This is a genomic window from Mesorhizobium sp. C120A (assembly GCF_030323105.1).
Classification (GTDB): Bacteria; Pseudomonadota; Alphaproteobacteria; order Rhizobiales; family Rhizobiaceae; genus Mesorhizobium.
This window is the reverse complement of the sequence record NZ_CP100476.1, coordinates 5,277,334-5,296,146: the sequence shown is the minus strand read 5'-3', so window position 1 is coordinate 5,296,146 and position 18,813 is coordinate 5,277,334. Positions and strand designations below refer to the sequence as shown.

General features: G+C 63.3%; 14 protein-coding genes. 10 read left to right on the top strand and 4 right to left on the bottom strand.

The features are described 5' to 3' along the window. Positions 1 to 221 precede the first annotated feature (221 nt). The 3 genes from cysD to cysQ are packed head-to-tail and all read left to right on the top strand — an operon-like array spanning position 222 to position 3,866. Positions 222 to 1,127: a sulfate adenylyltransferase subunit CysD gene (gene cysD, locus NL532_RS26000; protein WP_023670717.1), complete on the top strand. Its 906-nt coding sequence runs from the start codon at positions 222 to 224 to the stop codon at positions 1,125 to 1,127. A gap of 2 nt (positions 1,128 to 1,129) precedes the next feature. After that, positions 1,130 to 3,067, top strand: a complete 1,938-nt coding sequence (gene cysN / locus NL532_RS25995) for a sulfate adenylyltransferase subunit CysN (RefSeq protein WP_023670718.1) — start codon at positions 1,130 to 1,132, stop codon at positions 3,065 to 3,067. A 10-nt stretch (positions 3,068 to 3,077) separates the two neighbouring features. Further along, a complete protein-coding gene (gene cysQ, locus NL532_RS25990; RefSeq protein ID WP_031196090.1) occupies positions 3,078 to 3,866 on the top strand; it encodes a 3'(2'),5'-bisphosphate nucleotidase CysQ in 789 nt (262 codons plus the stop codon). Between the two features lies 1 nt (position 3,867). On the opposite strand, the gene NL532_RS25985 is transcribed toward cysQ, so the two are convergent. The 4 genes from NL532_RS25985 to NL532_RS25970 all read right to left on the bottom strand — a co-directional run bounded on the left by NL532_RS25985 (position 3,868) and on the right by NL532_RS25970 (position 7,902). Then, positions 3,868 to 5,010 (bottom strand): DegT/DnrJ/EryC1/StrS family aminotransferase, encoded by a 1,143-nt coding sequence (locus tag NL532_RS25985; protein WP_023829106.1) that lies wholly within the window; start codon positions 5,008 to 5,010, stop codon positions 3,868 to 3,870. 298 nt (positions 5,011 to 5,308) lie between these two features. Further along, a complete protein-coding gene (locus tag NL532_RS25980) occupies positions 5,309 to 6,232 on the bottom strand; it encodes a carbohydrate kinase family protein (protein WP_023738518.1) in 924 nt (307 codons plus the stop codon). Then, positions 6,229 to 6,675, bottom strand: a complete 447-nt coding sequence (locus NL532_RS25975) for an RbsD/FucU family protein (protein WP_023738519.1) — start codon at positions 6,673 to 6,675, stop codon at positions 6,229 to 6,231. The genes NL532_RS25980 and NL532_RS25975 overlap by 4 nt, the downstream gene beginning before the upstream one ends. Continuing rightward, positions 6,676 to 7,902, bottom strand: a complete 1,227-nt coding sequence (locus tag NL532_RS25970) for an ROK family transcriptional regulator (RefSeq protein WP_023709842.1) — start codon at positions 7,900 to 7,902, stop codon at positions 6,676 to 6,678. A 264-nt stretch (positions 7,903 to 8,166) separates the two neighbouring features. On the opposite strand from NL532_RS25970, the gene NL532_RS25965 reads away from it, so the two are divergent. From NL532_RS25965 to glgA, 7 genes are all read left to right on the top strand, one after another. Then, positions 8,167 to 9,144 carry a sugar ABC transporter substrate-binding protein gene (locus tag NL532_RS25965; protein ID WP_081725578.1) on the top strand — a complete coding sequence of 326 codons (978 nt, stop codon included), beginning with the start codon at positions 8,167 to 8,169 and terminating at the stop codon, positions 9,142 to 9,144. 150 nt (positions 9,145 to 9,294) lie between these two features. Next, the gene (locus NL532_RS25960) at positions 9,295 to 10,356 is read left to right on the top strand and encodes an ABC transporter permease (protein WP_023670725.1); all 1,062 of its coding nucleotides are present in this window, start codon (positions 9,295 to 9,297) and stop codon (positions 10,354 to 10,356) included. Beyond that, positions 10,353 to 11,135: an ATP-binding cassette domain-containing protein gene (locus NL532_RS25955; RefSeq protein WP_023670726.1), complete on the top strand. Its 783-nt coding sequence runs from the start codon at positions 10,353 to 10,355 to the stop codon at positions 11,133 to 11,135. Before NL532_RS25960 ends, NL532_RS25955 begins: the two co-directional genes overlap by 4 nt. A gap of 140 nt (positions 11,136 to 11,275) precedes the next feature. After that, positions 11,276 to 13,738 carry a glycogen/starch/alpha-glucan phosphorylase gene (locus NL532_RS25950; RefSeq protein ID WP_023829105.1) on the top strand — a complete coding sequence of 821 codons (2,463 nt, stop codon included), beginning with the start codon at positions 11,276 to 11,278 and terminating at the stop codon, positions 13,736 to 13,738. Between the two features lie 71 nt (positions 13,739 to 13,809). Next, positions 13,810 to 16,023 carry a 1,4-alpha-glucan branching protein GlgB gene (gene glgB / locus NL532_RS25945; RefSeq protein WP_023829104.1) on the top strand — a complete coding sequence of 738 codons (2,214 nt, stop codon included), beginning with the start codon at positions 13,810 to 13,812 and terminating at the stop codon, positions 16,021 to 16,023. Between the two features lie 59 nt (positions 16,024 to 16,082). After that, positions 16,083 to 17,348 (top strand): glucose-1-phosphate adenylyltransferase, encoded by a 1,266-nt coding sequence (gene glgC / locus NL532_RS25940; protein ID WP_023715696.1) that lies wholly within the window; start codon positions 16,083 to 16,085, stop codon positions 17,346 to 17,348. Positions 17,349 to 17,367: 19 nt separating this feature from the next. After that, positions 17,368 to 18,813 (top strand): glycogen synthase GlgA, encoded by a 1,446-nt coding sequence (glgA, locus tag NL532_RS25935; protein ID WP_023684577.1) that lies wholly within the window; start codon positions 17,368 to 17,370, stop codon positions 18,811 to 18,813.

Sequence of the window (18,813 nt, the reverse complement as noted above, 5' to 3'; positions counted from 1 at the left end):
CGTCGGGCAGGAATTTTCGGATTCTAGGCTTTTCATGGAAAATTCGTTGCCGATCGGTGTGGCGGCCGGCCTTTCCAGCGTTGTTATATCAGGTGGCGATCTGCTAGAACGCCGGCACGAACCGATAGTGTCCAGCAGTGAAGCTTGAACCGGGCGGCTGAAAAGGACGCCCGATCCATCTGATGCAAGGTCTGGATTGCACGAGAGAACGCTCACAGTCCATGAACATCGCGCTTACGCACCTGCAGCGGCTCGAGGCCGAGTCCATCCACATCTTCCGTGAGGTTGCCGCCTCCTTCTCCAAGCCGGTGATGCTCTATTCCGTCGGCAAGGATTCCTCCGTGCTGATGCATCTGGCAATGAAGGCCTTCTATCCGGCCAAGCCGCCTTTCCCCTTCCTGCATGTCGACACCACCTGGAAGTTCCGCGAGATGATCGCCTTTCGCGACCAGATGGCGCAGAAGCTCGGCTTCGACCTGCTGGTCCACGTCAATGAAGACGGCGTGCGCGACGGTATCAACCCCTTTGACCATGGCTCGAACACCCACACCCATGTCATGAAGACGGTGGCGTTGCGCCAGGCGCTCGACAAATACGGCTTTGACGCTGCCTTCGGCGGGGCTCGGCGCGACGAGGAGAAGTCGCGCGCCAAGGAGCGCATCTTTTCCTTCCGCAACGCCCAGCATGTCTGGGACCCGAAGAACCAGCGGCCGGAGATGTGGAAGATCTTCAACACCCGCATCGCGCCGGGCGAATCGATCCGCGTGTTTCCGCTGTCGAACTGGACCGAGCTCGATATCTGGCAGTACATTCTGCAGGAAAACATCCCGATCGTGCCGCTCTATTTCGCCAAGGAGCGGCCGGTGGTCGAACGCGACGGCATGCTGATCATGAAGGATGACGATCGCATGCAATTGCGCCCCGGTGAGACGATGGAGAACCGTCTGGTGCGTTTCCGCACGCTCGGCTGTTATCCGCTGACCGGCGCCATCGAATCCGACGCGGACACGCTCGAAGCCATCGTCGGCGAGATGCTGACGGCGCGCACCTCCGAGCGCCAGGGCCGCCTCATCGACCGCGATGAAGCCGGCTCGATGGAAAAGAAGAAGCGCGAGGGATATTTCTGAGCATGCGCCATATCCTGGCCAAGAGCCTCGCTCCCACCGACGGCGTGCGCGAATACATGGCGGCGCAGGAGAAGAAGTCGCTGCTGCGCTTCCTCACCTGCGGCTCGGTCGACGACGGCAAGTCGACGCTGATCGGCCGTCTTCTGTCCGACACAAAGCAGATCTTCGAGGACCAGCTCGCCGCACTCGAGCGCGATTCCCGCAAGCACGGCACCACTGGCGACGACATCGACTTCGCGCTTCTGGTCGACGGCCTCGAGGCCGAGCGCGAGCAAGGCATCACCATCGACGTCGCCTACCGCTTCTTCGCCACGCCCAAGCGCAAGTTCATCGTCGCCGACACCCCCGGCCATGAACAGTACACCCGCAACATGGCGACCGGCGCATCGACTGCCGATCTCGCCATCGTGCTGATCGATGCGCGCCAGGGTGTGCTGCGCCAGACCCGGCGCCACTCGATAATCGCTTCGCTGCTCGGCATCCGCCATATCGTGCTTGCCGTCAACAAGATCGACCTCGTCGATTTCGACCAGGCGGTGTTCGACCGTATCGTCGAGGATTACCGGCAGTTCTCGCACGAGCTCGGCTTCCAGACGATCGTGCCGATCCCGATGTCGGCCCGCTATGGCGACAATGTCACCAGCCGCTCCGGCAAGACGGCGTGGTATTCCGGCCCGTCGCTGATCGAGCATCTCGAAACCATATCGGTCGACGAGGCCGCGGTCGAACTGCCGTTCCGGTTTCCGGTGCAGTATGTCAACCGGCCCAATCTCGACTTCCGCGGCTTTGCCGGCACCATCGCGTCCGGCTCCGTCGCGCAGGGCGACGAGGTGGTGGTCGCCAAATCCGGCAAGGCCTCGCGGGTCAAGCGCATCGTCGCGCAAGGCGGCGATCTTGCCCAGGCGGTGGCCGGCCAGGCCATCACCCTTGTGCTCGATGACGAGGTCGAGGTCTCCAGAGGCAACATGCTGGTGTCGCCGGCGGCACGGCCGCAGGTCGCCGACCAGTTCGCCGCCAACATCGTCTGGTTCGACGAGGCAGCGCTGCTGCCGGGACGCTCCTATATACTGCGCACCGAGACCGACCAGACCAGCGCCACCGTCACCGACCTGAAATACCGCGTCAACGTCAACGACTTCGCTCGCGAGGCGGCGAAGTCGCTCGAGATGAACGAAGTCGGCATCTGCAATATCTCGACCCGGGCGCCGATCGCCTTCGACACCTTCGCCGACAACCGCGATACCGGCGCCTTCATCCTGATCGACCGCATCACCAATGCCACGGTCGGCGCCGGCATGATCCTGCATTCCTTGCGCCGCGCCGAAAACATCCATTGGCAGTCGCTCGATGTCGGCAAGCGCGGCCGCTCCGACCTCAAGAGCCAGCGCCCCGCCGTATTCTGGTTCACCGGTCTTTCCGGCTCGGGCAAGTCGACCATCGCCAATCTGCTTGAGAAGAAGCTGTTCGCTTCGGGGCGTCACACCTACATTCTCGACGGCGACAATGTCCGCCACGGCCTCAACCGCGATCTCGGCTTCACCGACGCCGATCGGGTCGAAAACATCCGCCGTGTCGCCGAAGTGGCAAAGCTGATGGCCGATGCCGGGCTGATCGTCATCGTCTCCTTCATTTCCCCCTTCAGCGCCGAGCGGCGCATGGCCAGGGAGTTGATGGCCGACGGCGAGTTCGTCGAAGTGTTCGTCGATACGCCGTTCGAGGAATGCGCCCGACGCGACCCGAAAGGCCTTTACGCACGGGCGCTGAATGGCGAGATCAAGAACTTCACCGGCGTCGATTCCCCGTATGAAGCTCCCGAAAATCCCGAAATCCATCTCAAGACACTCGGCAAGACGGCCGAGGAGATGGTAGAGGCTCTGGAACACTGGCTGAATGAGCGCGACATTGCCGAAGACCAATATGACAGCGGCGGCGGCATCTGACGACGAAGTGATGCTCGACGTGTTCGAGCGCCTGGCGCTCGAAGCCGGACGCGAGGTGATGCGGGTCTTCAAGGCCGGCTGCGCGGTCGACAGCAAGTCGGACTCCTCGCCGGTCACGGAAGCCGACCGCGAGAGCGAGACGATCATCCTCGCCGGCCTGCGTGCGGCCTATCCCGATATTCCCTGCGTGGCCGAGGAAGAGGTCGCCGAAGGCATTGTGCCGCCCGATCTGGATGGCGCCTTCTTCCTGATCGATCCGCTCGATGGAACGAAGGAATTCGTCAACCGCCGGACCGATTTCACCGTCAACATCGCGCTTGTCCGGCACGGCGTGCCGGAGATCGGCGTCGTCTTCGCACCGTGCAGCGGGCGGTTCTTCTCTGGACGGCCGGGCTGGGCCGAAGCAATCGAGGTCGATGGCGACTTCCGTATCGTCGGCCGCCGGCGGATTTCGGTTAGGAGGGCGGTCACGCCGCTGGCGGTCGTTGCCAGCCGCTCGCACAACACCCCGGAGACCGAAGCCTTCATCAAGGATCTCGGCGCCGCCGAGATCGTCTCGGTCGGCTCATCGCTGAAATTCTGCCTGCTCGCCGCAGCCGAAGCCGACATCTATCCGCGCTTCGGCCGCACCATGGAATGGGACACGGCGGCCGGCGACGCCGTACTGCGCGCCGCCGGCGGCATGACGCGCACGCTGGACGGCGAGCCGCTCACCTATGGCAAGCGCAAACAGAGCGACGACGAGGATTTCGCCAACCCGCATTTTATTGCGAGCGGGAAGGCGGCGGACGCGGCGTAACTTACGCCGCCGCTACATGCGCCGAGTTCGAGCCAATGTAGTTGCGGATCGTCTCGATGATGCGGTCCTGGTCGGCTTCGCTGAGATAGGGATGCATCGGCAGGCACAGGATGCGCTTCGGCAGTTCCTCCGAAACCGCAAGCCCGGTCGGCGTGCGCGGATAGTCGCGATAGGCGACCTGCTCGTGCAGCGGCTTCACATAATAGATCACCGAAGGGATGCCCTTTTCGCCGAGATGCGCCCTCAACCCGTCGCGCTTCGGCGTCTCGATGGCGTATTGCGCCCAGGCCGAGCGGCCACCGCCCAGATTGCGTGACGCCTTGACGATGTCGCCGAGACCTTCGGCGTAGCGCTTGGCCACCACCTGGCGGGCGACCATCTCGTCTTCGAGGATGGCGAATTTCTCAATCAGGATCGCCGCCTGGATCGTGTCGAGGCGTGAATTGATGCCGACGCGGACATTGTCATACTGCGTCTCGCCCTTACCGTGGAACGCAAACGAGCGCAGCTGGTCGGCCAGCGCGTCGTCATTGGTGAACATCGCGCCGCCATCGCCGTAGCAGCCCAGCGGCTTGGCCGGATAAAAGCTGGTCGAGCCGACATGGCCGAAGGCGCCGCACATTGTGCCGTCGGCCGAACCGCCGATCGACTGCGCCGCATCCTCGATCACCAGCAGCCCTTCGCGCTTGGCAATCGCCATGATCGCCTCGTAGTCGGCGGCAAGCCCGAACAGGTCGACGGGAATAATCGCCTTCGGCTTCAGCCGGCCTTCCTTCTTGATCATGGCGATCGCCGCCTCGAGGCTGGCGATGTCGATGTTGTAGGTCTCGGCGTCCACATCGACGAAAACCGGTTCGGCCTTGGCAAGCGCCACCACTTCCGCCGTCGCGGCAAAGGTGAAGCTCGGCACGAACACCGCGTCGCCGGGGCCGATACCGGCGGCAAACAGCGGCAACAGCAGCGCGTCGGTGCCGTTGGCGCAGGCCACGACATGCTTGGTGCCGATATAGGCTGCGAGCTTGTTTTCGAATTCGGTGACTTGCGGTCCGAGGATATAGCGGCCTTCCTCGACGACATTGTCGATCGCGGCCTTCAGCCGGTCGCGGATACGTTCGCGCTGCGCGCCAAGATCGATGAACTGCATGTCGGCCTCAAAAACGGTGTGGTGCGGGCTGCCCCGGGGACAATGACACGCACAGAAACAACAACTTAACCGGGCCGCTGGTACCAGAGTTGGGCCGGTCTAGAAAGCCGGACCGGCCGCGGGACGGGTTGTCTAGGTGTCGCAGCCTGTTACTTCAGGCTTTCCCTGCATTGCCGCAAGATGGCGGAAATCCGGGCTTCGCCGCCTATTAATCCGGCTGATTCAGTGCGTCTTTCCGGCTCGCGGAAACATAAAGTGATCGGCTGCTTGCAGCGGCTGGCGGCGGACTAAGCGTGGATCAGGCGATTTCGTGCCGCCAGGGCGGGTTGGCGCCGGCCCGCGACACGGTCACCGCCGCCGCTTTGGCGCCGAGCGCCAGCGCCTGACGGATGGCGTCCTCCGAAAGGCCGCCGATCCCGGCCTTGGTGAGCAGGCCTTGCTCGTGCAGCGAGGCCAGAATGCCGGCATTGAAAGTGTCGCCGGCGCCGACCGTGTCGACCACCTCCACCTTATGCGGCATCACCGTGACCTTGTGTTCCCTGCTGTAGCCGACGGCACCTTCGCTGCCGTGGGTAACGACGATCAGCTTCGGGCCGCGATCCAGCCAGTTGCCGATGACGTCCTCATGCGAGCCGGCCTCGCCGAACCAGTGCAGATCCTCATCCGATAGCTTCACGATGTCGGCCATCGCCATCATCGAGCGGATGCGCCGGAGGTGCTTGGCTTTGTCGGGGATGAAGTTCGGCCGGATGTTGGGGTCGAGCATCATGACGCGGCGTTGGTGCTCGCGTTTCATGAATTCTTCGTAGGCAGCACCCGCCGGATCCGAAATCAGGCTGATGGCGCCAAACAGCATGGCTTCGATCTCGGCGCCCAGTTTCGGCAGATCCTCTGTCGTCAGCATGCGCCCGGCGGTGTTTTCGTCGTAGAAAGTGTAGGTCGCCTGGCCGTTGGTGAGCCGCACGAAGGCGAGCGTGGTCGGGCGAGGGGAGGTGTGCGCATAGGTGGAGCTGACCTTGCTTGCGCCGAGCGCCTCGCGGAACTGGCCGCCGAACAGATCCGACGACAGGCCGGAAAAGAAGCCGGCGGGCGCGCCGAGGCGGCCAAGCGCGATCGCCGTGTTGAACACCGCGCCGCCGACATAGGGCGCAAAGGCCGGCTCGCCCTGTGTCGTGGTGCGCGGCAGCATGTCGATCAGGGCTTCGCCGCAGCAGAGGATCATGATTTCTTGTTCTCCGGCGGATAGATCACGCCCTTGCGGATGATGATGTTGGCGTAGAGCCGGGGTTCGCTGGTCGCGACGATCGCATATGCCGACCGGACGCGTGCATAGAAGTCGGCGCCCGCCAGCGCAACCACCTTGCGGCCCGGCGCGCGCCTGGTGCAGATCGTTTCGATTTCATGGTGGACCGGATCGGCGACCGAGGGATCGCCTTTGACCGAGGCACGAAACAGCGCTTCCGGCACGAAATCATCCACCGGCAGAACGCTCAAAATGGCGTCAAGCACCGGTATGAGGTGAAGACCGTCGGCGCGCACCAGCCGGTTTGCCTGCTCCTCCGCTGGGTAGTTGCCGTCGACAAGCGCGATCTCGTCGCCATGGCCCATGGCGCGCAATGTCGCCAGAAGCTCCGGACCGAGCAGCGACGGAATACCGATCAGCATTCAGGTGCTCCGGGAAATGGTGGTCGAACCGATGAGGAAGCGTTCGGACAGCGGCAGGCTGGCGCCGCCCAGCGCGCGGGCATGGATGCCGACGGTGCCTTCGCGCACCACCGGAAGCTTCAGCCCTTCGCCATCGATCGTACCGATCGCCTGCCTGATCGCATCGACGAGCCGGCGCCGGACAGCGAGCGGCATCCAGCCGTCGATCACCGCGGCCTCGAAATCGATCACCGATGACGCCGATACGATGGCATAGGCCAGCGCCTGAGCGGCATTGGCGATCCAGTCGTCGAGCTCGTGACCGATCTCGCCCCAATCCTCAGGCGACGTCCACAGATGCGAAGCCTCGACGCCGCGTGCGTTAAGCGCCTTTTCCAGCATGGCGATCGAGGCGACGTCGATGAGCTGCGTCGGCTTGCCGTCTGGTCCCGGCACCGGCATCGAACCCAGCGCCCCGGCATTGCCTGTCGGTCCGCCAAAAAGCCGGCCATTGAGCACGATGCCGCCGCCGGCAAAGGCGCCGATGTAGAAATAGACGAAGTCGCGCGCCCCGCCGGTCTGGCCGAACACCAGTTCGGCGCCGCAGGCGGAGGTGGCGTCATTCTGCAGATAGACCGGGAATTCGCACTGCGCCTGGATGTCGGCACGGATGTCGCGATGGCGCCATTCGTCCATGATGTCGCGCGGCGCGCCGGCGGTGTCGGCCCAGTTCCACAGTTCGAACGGCATGGCGATGCCGAGCCCGGCAATGCGCTTGTCCTGCGCAGGTGTCAGTTCGGCGCGCATCGTCTTCATGCCTTCGGTGACGAACTCAACCGTCTCGCGCGGCGCCGGATAGCGGTAGGAGTGCTGCAGCATGGAACGCACAGTTCCGAGGAAATCGATCAGCACCAGTTCGGCGCTGCGGCGGCCGATCTTGAGGCCGATGAAGAAGGCGCCTTCGGGGTTCAGCGCCATCGGGATGGAGGGCTGGCCGATCTTGCCGCGCAACGGCGCTTGGCGCAGCAGCAGGCTGTCTTCCTCCAGTTCGCGCATGATGACCGAGACGGTCTGCGCTGAAAGCCCGGTCATGCGCGCAATGTCTGATTTGGCCAGGCTGCCATGCTGGCGAACCAGCGACAGCACCAGCCGCTCATTGTGGTCGCGCATGCCGCTCTGGTTGGTGCCACGGTGGAGACGGCTGGCGGCCGCCTCGGGCGAACCGTGCCTTGCAATGCCGGTCTCCACCCTTGTTCCTTCCCTTGGTTTATTCTTACTGCTTTTGCGGCAGAATGAGTGAACCACGCAAAGCTGTCAATAATAAATAAGAGTGATTTAATTATTGACAGGCGGCTCCCGCTGGTGTCATTTGAGGGCGCGTCCACACTGGGAGAACTTCAGTGGATGCGCTCGAGATGCCGGTTGGCGGCATCCGCATAGTTCCATGGGAGGAAGATCGTGACCAAAGCATTATTGAAGTCCACCGTGTTCGCCGCGGCAGGCCTCGGCCTGATGGCGTTTGCTTCGACAGCATCGGCCGCCGGCGTCGGCGCCTGCCTGATCACCAAGACCGACACCAACCCCTTCTTCGTCAAGATGAAGGAGGGCGCGACCGCCAAGGCCAAGGAACTTGGCGTCGACCTCAAGACCTATGCCGGCAAGATCGACGGCGACAGCGAGAGCCAGGTGGCGGCGATCGAAAGCTGCATCGCCGACGGCGCCAAGGGCATCCTGATCACCGCGTCCGACACCAAGGGCATTGTGCCGACGGTGAAGAAGGCGCGTGACGCCGGCCTGCTGGTGATCGCGCTCGATACCCCGCTGGACCCGATCGATGCCGCCGACGCGACCTTCGCGACGGACAATCTGGAAGCCGGCAAGCTGATCGGCGCCTGGGCAGCCGCGACCCTCGGCGACAAGGCCAAGGACGCCAAGATCGGTTTCCTCGACCTGACCCCCTCACAGCCGACCGTGGATGTGCTGCGCGACCAGGGCTTCATGATGGGCTTCGGCATCGACGTGAAGGATCCCAACAAGATCGGCGATGAGGACGATGCCCGCATCGTCGGCCACGACGTCACCAACGGCAATGAAGAAGGCGGCCGCAAGGCGATGGAAAACCTTCTGCAGAAGGACAACTCCATCACCGTCATCCACACCATCAACGAGCCCGCCGCTGTCGGCGCCTACCAGGCGCTCAAGGCGGTCGGTCTCGAAAGCCAGGTGCTGATCGTCTCGGTCGATGGCGGCTGCCCCGGCGTGAAGTCGGTGACCGAAGGCGTCATTGGCGCCACCTCGCAGCAATACCCGCTGCAGATGGCGGCACTCGGCATCGAGGCGATCGCCGCCTTCGCCAAGGACGGCGCCAAGCCGAAGCCGACCGAAGGCAAGAACTTCTTCGACACCGGCGTCAACCTCGTCACCGACAAGCCGGCCAATGGCGTGAAGTCGATCGACACCAAGGAAGGCCTCGCCAAGTGCTGGGGCTGATGGCTGTCTGACAGCCAGCGACAAGCTGACGGCCGGGGGCTTGATCCCCGGCCGCTTCGGGTGGACGATGCGTCACGCGAATAATCCCGGCAGCAGACCGGACAGGCGCGAGCGGGTCTCGGCATGGAGCTGAAGCCCAGGGGAGGAAACATGGCTCAAGCACAGGAATTCGAGAAGGTTCTCTCGAGCAGCGACACAAGCGTTGCCGCCTTTGACGAGCACAAATCGGCCGTCAAGCGCATCCAGCATTTCCTGCACTCCACGCCGGCGGCGGTGCCGCTGATTGTGCTGGTCCTGTCGATCGTAATTTTCGGCATCGCCATTGGCGGGCGTTTCTTCTCATCCTATACGCTGACGCTGATCCTGCAGCAGATCGCCATCGTCGGCATCCTCGGTGCCGCGCAGACACTGGTCATCCTGACCGCCGGCATCGACCTGTCGATCGGCGTGATCATGGTGATTTCAGCCGTGATCATGGGCAATTGCGCGGTCAGCTACGGCATGCCGGCCGTGCTCGCAGTGCCCATCGGGCTTGCCGCCGGCGCAGCCTGCGGCCTGCTCAACGGTTTGCTGGTCGCCTACATGAAGCTGCCGCCGTTCATCGTCACGCTCGGCACCTGGAACATCGTCATGGCGACGAACTTCATCTATTCGGCCAACGAGACGATCCGCGATACCGATGTCGACGCCCAGGCGCCGCTGCTGCATCTCTTTGCCCTGAGTTTCAAGATCGGCACGGCGGTGCTGACACTGGGCGTCATCGCCACGGTCGTGCTCGTTTTGATCCTCTGGTACGTGCTCAATCACACCGCCTGGGGCCGCCATGTCTACGCCGTTGGCGATGATCAGGAGGCGGCGAAGCTGTCTGGTATCCAGACCAAGAAAGTGTTGATGACGGTCTACACCCTTGCCGGGTTGATCGCCGCTTTCGCTGCCTGGGTTTCCATCGGCCGCAACGGCTCGATCTCGCCGTCAGCCGCCGTCACCGACTACAACCTGCAGGCGATAACCGCGACGGTGATCGGCGGCATTTCACTGTTCGGCGGGCGCGGCTCAATTCTGGGCACCCTTTTCGGCGCGATGATCGTCGGCGTCGTCTCGATGGGCCTCAACATGCTGGGCGCCGATCCGCAATGGAAGGTGCTGCTCACCGGTGTGCTGATCATCGGCGCCGTGGCGATCGACCAATGGATCAGAAAGGTTTCGGCATGACCGTGGAACCCATCCTCACCGCGCGCGGCCTGATCAAGCGCTATGGCCGTGTCACCGCCCTCGACAATGCCGACTTCGACCTCTACCCCGGCGAAATCCTGGCCGTCATCGGAGACAATGGCGCCGGCAAATCATCGCTGATCAAGGCGATTTCCGGCGCCGCCGTGCCCGACGAAGGCGAGATCCGTCTTGAAGGCAAGGCTGTCGCTTTTAAATCGCCCATGGAGGCGCGCGAGGCGGGCATCGAGACGGTCTACCAAAACCTGGCTTTGTCGCCGGCCCTGTCGATCGCCGACAACATGTTCCTCGGCCGCGAGATCCGCAAACCCGGCTTCCTCGGCGACTGGCTTCGTATGCTCGACCGGCCCGCAATGGAAAAGCGCGCCCGCGACAAACTCACCGAGCTTGGGCTGATGACCATCCAGAACATCAGCCAGGCGGTGGAAACGCTGTCCGGCGGCCAGCGCCAGGGCGTTGCGGTGGCGCGCGCCGCCGCTTTCGGCAGCCGCGTGGTGATCATGGACGAACCGACTGCGGCACTCGGCGTCAAGGAGAGCCGCCGCGTGCTGGAACTGATCCTCGACGTCAAGAAGCGAGGCCTGCCGATCGTGCTGATCTCGCACAACATGCCGCATGTCTTCGAGGTTGCCGACCGCATCCATATCCATCGGCTCGGCCGCCGCCTCTGCGTCATCGATCCCAAGCAATATACCATGTCCGACGCCGTCGCCTTCATGACCGGAGCGAAGGTTCCGCCGGAGGCTGCACTCGCTGCCTGATCCGCTCGACGGATAAATTGCCGCAGGGGAACTGGCGGCATGCTGGTCTAAATCGATTGAACGTATGTTGCGATGCACTAGGATAGGCTGGGACTGAGAGCGAAAGCCGGTATGATCGCAGCACGATCACGAGAGGCAGTATGACGCGAACAATGACAGCCAAAGCCCCCGATCTCGAAATACCCGATCCCAAGACGCTGGCCGACGAAGTCTTGCTGGCTCTCAAATACCGGGTCGGCAAAGGCACCTCCGTTGCCACGCAATATGATTGGCTGACAGCCTCGATCAAGGTCGTGCGCGACCGCATCGTCGATCACTGGATGCAGGCGACGCAGGAGGCCTACGCCCAGCAGGAAAAGCGCGTCTATTACCTGTCGCTCGAATTCCTCATCGGCCGGCTGATGCGCGATGCCTTCTCCAATCTAGGCCTGATGGACAATATGCGAGAAGCGCTCAAGTCGCTGGGCGTCGACCTCGACCTCATCGCCGGGCTCGAACCGGATGCGGCGCTCGGCAATGGCGGTCTCGGCCGGCTCGCCGCCTGCTTCATGGAAAGCATGGCGACCGTCGACATTCCCGCGCATGGCTACGGCATTCGCTACGCCAACGGCATGTTCCGCCAGGAGATCCATGATGGCTGGCAGGTCGAACTGCCCGAAACCTGGCTCGACCACGGCAACCCTTGGGAGTTTGAGCGGCGGGAGCGTGCCTTCGAGGTCGGCTTCGGCGGCTCGGTGGAATCGATCACCTCCAAGAATGGCCGGCTCGAGCGTCACGTCTGGAAGCCGACCGAGCATGTCCAGGCCGTCGCCTACGACACGCCGGTGGTTGGCTGGCGCGCCAACCGCGTCAACACGCTGCGGCTTTGGTCCGGCATGCCGGTCGATCCGATCCTGCTCGACAAGTTCAACGCCGGCGACCACATCGGCGCGCTGGCCGAAAGCAACAAGGCCGATGCCTTGTCGCGCGTGCTTTACCCCGCCGATTCCCACAAGGCCGGCCAGGAACTGCGGCTGCGGCAGGAATATTTCTTCTCCACCGCGTCGCTGCAGGACATCGTCCAGCGCCATCTCAGCCAGTATGGCGATCTCGCCTCGCTGCCCGACAAGGCGGCGATCCATCTCAATGACACCCATCCGGCGATCGCCGTGCCGGAGCTGATGCGCCTGCTGATGGACGTCCATGGCATGGATTTCGACCAGGCCTGGGATATTACCAAGCGCACCTTCGGCTACACCAACCACACGCTGCTGCCAGAGGCGCTGGAAAGCTGGCCGGTGCCGCTGTTCGAGCGGCTTTTGCCGCGCCACATGCAGATCGTCTACGCCATCAATGCGCAGGTTTTGCTTGAGGCCCGCGCCACCAACCAGTTTTCCAATGAGCAGATCAGCCGCATCTCGCTGATCCAGGAAAATGGCGACCGCCGCGTGCGCATGGGTAACCTGGCCTTTGTCGGCTCGCACTCGATCAATGGCGTGTCGGCGTTGCACACCGAACTGATGAAGGAGACGGTGTTTGCCGATCTCCACAAGCTCTATCCCGAGCGCATCAACAACAAGACCAACGGCATCACCCCACGCCGCTGGCTGATCCAGTGCAATCCAGGCCTCACCGCGCTCACCCGCGCGGCGATCGGGGACCGTTTCCTCGACGACATCGACGCCATCAAGGGGCTCGAAGCCTTTGCCGGTGACGCCGCCTTCCGCGACAAGTTCGCCGCCGTCAAGCGCTCCAACAAGGTCAAGCTCGCCAATCTGGTCGCCGACCGGCTCGGCATCAAGCTCGACCCGTCGGCGCTGTTCGACATCCAGGTCAAGCGCATCCACGAATACAAGCGCCAGCTGCTCAACATCCTGGAAGCGATCGCGCTCTACGATCAGATCCGCTCGCATCCCGAGCAGGACTGGATGCCACGTGTGAAATTCTTTGGTGGCAAAGCGGCGCCCAGCTACCACAATGCCAAGCTGATCATCAAACTGGCCAACGACGTCGCCAAGGTCATCAACAGCGACCCGTCGGTGCGCGGTCTGCTGAAAGTGGTGTTCGTGCCGAACTACAATGTCAGCCTGGCCGAGGTGATGATGCCGGCCGCCGACCTGTCCGAGCAGATTTCGACTGCCGGCATGGAGGCGTCGGGCACCGGCAACATGAAGTTCGCGCTGAACGGCGCCTTGACCATCGGCACGCTCGACGGCGCCAATGTCGAGATCAAGGAATGCGTCGGCGACGACAACATCTTCATCTTCGGCCTGAGCACGGCGGAAGTCGCCGAGCGGCGCAGCAATGGCTACAACCCGCGCGCCGTGATCGAGGGCTCCCCTGAATTGGCGCAGGCTGTTGCCGCAGTATCGTCGGGCGTGTTCTCGCCCGACCAGCCGGATCGCTACCGCGAGCTGGTCGACGGCCTCTACAACAGCGATTGGTTCATGGTGGCGGCGGATTTCGACGCCTATGCCGCCGCCCAGCGCGATGTCGACGCCGTCTGGCGCAACAGCCCCGACTGGTACGCGCGTGCGATCCGCAACGTTGCCCGCGTCGGCTGGTTCTCTTCCGATCGCACGATCCGCCAATATGCGAAAGAAATCTGGAACGTGCCCGCCTGATATGATTGCATGAGGCCACGAGCAACGGGTCTTGTGCACAAGAACTGGTTCCCAGGGAGGGACACCGCCTGATGAAGAAACCGCGCGCGACCGCGACGACGAGCGGGTCGGACGGGCTGGCGTCAGCCGGCGATGTCGCCGCAATTGTTGCAGGCACGCATGGTGATCCCTTCGCAGTGCTGGGTGTGCATGAAGCCGACAAGGGCCTGGTTGCCCGCTGCTTCGTCCCCAATGCCGAGTTCGTCACCGCCTATACGCTGACCGGCAAGAACGCCGGCGAACTCACGCGGCGCGACGACGCCGGTTTCTTCGAAGGCAGACTGTCGATCAAGAAGCGTCAGCCGCTGCGCTATCACGCCAAAAATGCCGGCGGCGACTGGTGGCTGACCGATCCCTATTCCTTCGGCCCGGTGCTCGGCCCGATGGACGACTACTATATCGCGCAAGGGTCGCACCTCAGGCTGTTCGACAAGCTCGGCGCCCATCTCCTCGACCATGAAGGCGCGTCGGGCGTCCATTTCGCCGTCTGGGCGCCCAATGCAAGGCGCGTCTCCGTGGTCGGCGACTTCAACGAATGGGACGGCCGCCGTCATACGATGCGCGACCGCCGCGACACCGGCATCTGGGAGCTGTTCATTCCCGATATCGGCGCCGGCCACCCCTATAAATACGAGATCATTGCCCCGGACGGCGTGCGCCTGCCGCTCAAGGCCGATCCGTTCGCCTTCAAGTCGGAATTGCGCCCGGCCACAGCCTCAGTGACGGCGGTGCCGCCGGCGCATGAATGGGGCGACGAGGCGCATCGCAATTACTGGCGAAAGGCCGATCCCCGGCGCGAAGCCATATCGATCTACGAGGTCCATGCCGGTTCGTGGCAGCAGCACGATGATGGCAGCTTCCTGTCATGGGACGAACTCGCCAACCAGCTTATCCCCTATGCTGTCGAGACCGGCTTCACCCACATCGAGTTCCTGCCGATCTCCGAACATCCCTATGACCCGTCATGGGGTTATCAGACAACCGGACTTTATGCCCCCTCGGCGCGCTTCGGCGACCCCGACGGCTTCGCCCGTTTCGTCGACGGTGCGCACCGCGCCGGCGTCGGCGTCATCCTCGACTGGGTGCCGGCGCATTTCCCGGTCGACGCGCATGGCCTGGCCAATTTCGACGGCACAGCACTTTATGAGCATGCCGACCCGCGCAAGGGTTTTCATCCCGACTGGAACACCGCGATCTACAATTTCGGCCGCCGCGAGGTGGTGTCGTTCCTGGTCAACAATGCGCTGTTCTGGGCCGAGAAATACCATGTCGACGGTTTGCGCGTGGATGCAGTGGCCTCGATGCTCTACCTCGATTATTCGCGCAAGGCTGGCGAATGGATCCCCAACGAGAAAGGCGGCCGCGAAAACCTCGAAGCGGTGTCCTTCCTGCAGAAGATGAACAAGGAGGTCTACGGCCACCATCCCGGCGTGATGACCATCGCCGAGGAATCGACCTCATGGCCGAAGGTCTCGGCGCCGGTGCATGAAGGCGGGCTGGGCTTCGGCTTCAAATGGAACATGGGCTTCATGCACGACACGCTGGAGTATTTCGCCAGGGAGCCGATCTTCCGCAAGCACCACCACAACGACCTGACGTTCGGCCTGACCTACGCCTTTTCCGAGAATTTCGTGCTGCCGCTGTCCCATGACGAGGTCGTGCACGGCAAGGGCACGCTGCTCGGCAAGATGGCCGGCGACGACTGGCAGAAGTTCGCGACATTGCGCGCCTTTTACGCCTTCATGTGGGGGTATCCCGGCAAGAAGCTGTTGTTCATGGGCCAGGAATTCGCCCAGCGCCGCGAGTGGAGCGAGGCGCGCGCGCTCGACTGGAACCTGCTCGACTTCCACCCGCATCGCGGCGTCTGGCAGACGGTGCGCGACCTCAACTATCTCTATCGCTCGCGCCCGGCGCTGCATGCACGCGACTGCGAGCCGGACGGCTTCTCCTGGCTGATCGTCGACGACAAGGAAAACTCGGTCTTCGCCTGGCTGCGCAGCGCGCCCGGCGGCAACCCGATCGCCGTCATTTCCAACTTCACGCCAGTGCCGCGCGACAATTATCGCGTGCCATTGCCCAAGGTCGGCAAATGGCGAGAAATCATCAACACCGACGCTTCGGACTACGGTGGTTCGGGCAAGGGCAATGGCGGTGTGGTCGAAGCCAGGGCGGAAGGAGGAGGCATTTCGGCAACGATGCTTTTGCCGCCGCTGTCGACGATCATGCTTGAACTCGTTGCGGACTAGGTCCGTCGACTCGTTGCGGACCGGGCGATGCTCCAGACTGGTAATTTGGGAGGGTAAAGATGGCAGACTTGAAGAGAACCCAGCCGCTGGCGCGCGATGCCATGGCCTATGTGCTGGCCGGCGGCCGCGGCAGCCGGCTCAAGGAATTGACCGACCGCAGGGCCAAGCCGGCTGTCTATTTCGGCGGCAAGACGCGCATCATCGATTTCGCGCTGTCCAATGCGCTGAATTCCGGCATCCGCCGCCTCGGTGTCGCCACCCAGTACAAGGCGCATTCGCTGATCCGCCACCTGCAGCGCGGCTGGAACTTCCTGCGGCCGGAGCGGAACGAAAGCTTCGACATCCTGCCGGCCTCCCAGCGTGTCTCGGAAACGCAGTGGTATGAAGGCACGGCCGACGCCGTCTACCAGAACATCGACATCATCGAGGCCTATGGCCCCGAATACATGGTCATCCTGGCCGGCGACCACATCTACAAGATGGACTACGAGTTGATGCTGCGCCAGCACGTCGATGCCAATGCCGATGTCACTGTCGGTTGCCTTGAAGTGCCGCGCTTGGAAGCGACCGGCTTCGGTGTCATGCATGTCGACGGCAAGGACAACATCATCGCCTTCGTCGAAAAGCCCGCCGACCCGCCCGGCATTCCCGACAAGCCGGAATTCGCGCTGGCCTCGATGGGCATCTATGTCTTCAAGACCAAGTTCCTGATGGAACAGCTGCGCCGCGATGCGGCCGAGCCAGGCTCCAGCCGCGACTTCGGCAAGGACATCATCCCCTACATCGTCCAGCATGGTAAGGCGATCGCGCATCGCTTCGCCAAATCCTGCGTGCGCTCGACTGCCGAGAACGAGGCCTACTGGCGCGATGTCGGCACGGTCGACGCCTACTGGGAAGCCAATATCGACCTGACCGATATTACCCCCGAACTCGACCTCTACGACCGTGACTGGCCGATCTGGACCTATGCCGAATTGAAGCCGCCGGCAAAGTTCGTGCATGACGAGGATGGCCGGCGTGGTTCGGCCGTCTCCTCGCTGGTCTCAGGCGATTGCATCGTCTCGGGTGCTTCGCTGAAGCGCAGCCTGATCTTCACCGGCGCGCGCATCAACTCCTATTCGACGCTGGAAGAGGTCGTCATGCTGCCCGACGTTCATGTCGGCCGGAACGCAAAGTTGAAGCGCGTCGTCATCGACCACGGTGTAAGGATACCGGAAGGGCTGGTGGTTGGCGAAGACCCTGTTCTCGACGCCAAGCGTTTCCGGGTTTCGGAAAAGGGCATCTGCCTGGTCACGCAGGACATGATCGACAAGCTGAAGCTGTAAGACGGGGTACCATAAACGCATGCAGGTTCTGTCGGTCACGCCCGAGATATTTCCGCTGATCAAGACCGGCGGACTTGCCGACGTGACCGGCGCATTGCCGATCGCGCTGGCCGCCAAGGGCGTGACCATGCGCACGCTCATCCCCGGCTTTCCCCAGGTGATGGACGCCTTCAAGAAAAAGAAGGCTGTCTACCAATACCCGCTGCTGCAGGGCGGCAAGGCTTCGGTCCATGCCGTCAAGATCGCCGGGCTCGACCTGTTCGTGCTCGACGCGCCGCATCTCTACGACCGTCCCGGCGGCCCTTACGGCAATGCGGCCGGCGCCGATTGGCCCGACAATTGGCGGCGTTTTGCTGCGCTGAGCCAGGTCGGTGGCGATATCGCCGGCGGCGCCATTTCCGGCTACCAGCCGGATCTCGTCCACGCCCATGACTGGCAGTCGGCGATGACGCTGGCCTATATGCGCTACGGCAAGGCGGTCGGCGTACCGTCGCTGATCACCGTGCACAATCTTGCCTTCCAGGGTCAGTTCGGCGCCGGCATTTTTGGCGAGCTCGGCTTGCCGGCCGCGGCGATGGCGCTTGACGGCGTCGAATATTATGGCGGCGTCGGCTTCCTCAAGGCCGGCCTGCAGGCGGCCTGGGCGATCACCACGGTGAGCCCCACCTATGCCCAGGAAATCCGCTCGCCGGAATTCGGCATGGGCCTCGACGGCCTCATCAACATGCGCTCTTCCGACCTCTACGGCATCGTCAACGGCATCGACACCGACATCTGGAACCCGCAGACCGACAAGCATCTGGTGTCGGCCTACTCCGCCGCGACGCTGAAGGCTCGCCTTCCCAACCGGGCGGTTGTCGAGGACCGCTTCAGCCTCGAGCGCGACGACAGTCCGATCGTCTGCGTCGTCAGCCGGCTGACCTGGCAGAAGGGCATGGACATACTGGCGGCTGTGGTCGACGGCGTCGTCGCCACCGGCGCGCGGCTGGCGATCCTTGGCTCAGGCGACGCCGGCCTGGAAGGCGCGCTGCTGGCTGCAACCGCCCGCCATCGCGGCCGTGTCGGCGTCGTCGTCGGCTATGACGAGGGGCTTTCCCACACCATGCAGGGCGGCTGCGACGCCATCGTCATCCCATCGCGCTTCGAGCCTTGCGGGCTGACCCAGCTTTACGGCCTGCGCTATGGCTGCGTGCCGGTCGTCGCCCGCACCGGCGGCCTTGCCGACACCATTATCGACGCCAATGAAGCAGCGATCTCGGCAGGTGTCGCCACCGGGTTCCAGTTCGCGCCCAATAGTGGCGGCGCCATGCTGCACGCCATCCGCCGGCTGGTCGATGCGCATTCGAGCCCGGCCGTCTGGGAACAGATCCAGCGCCAGGGCATGAAGGCCGATGTCTCCTGGGACAAGAGCGCCGACAAATACGTTGAACTCTACCGCCTGCTGCTTTCGAAAAGGGTTGCCTGA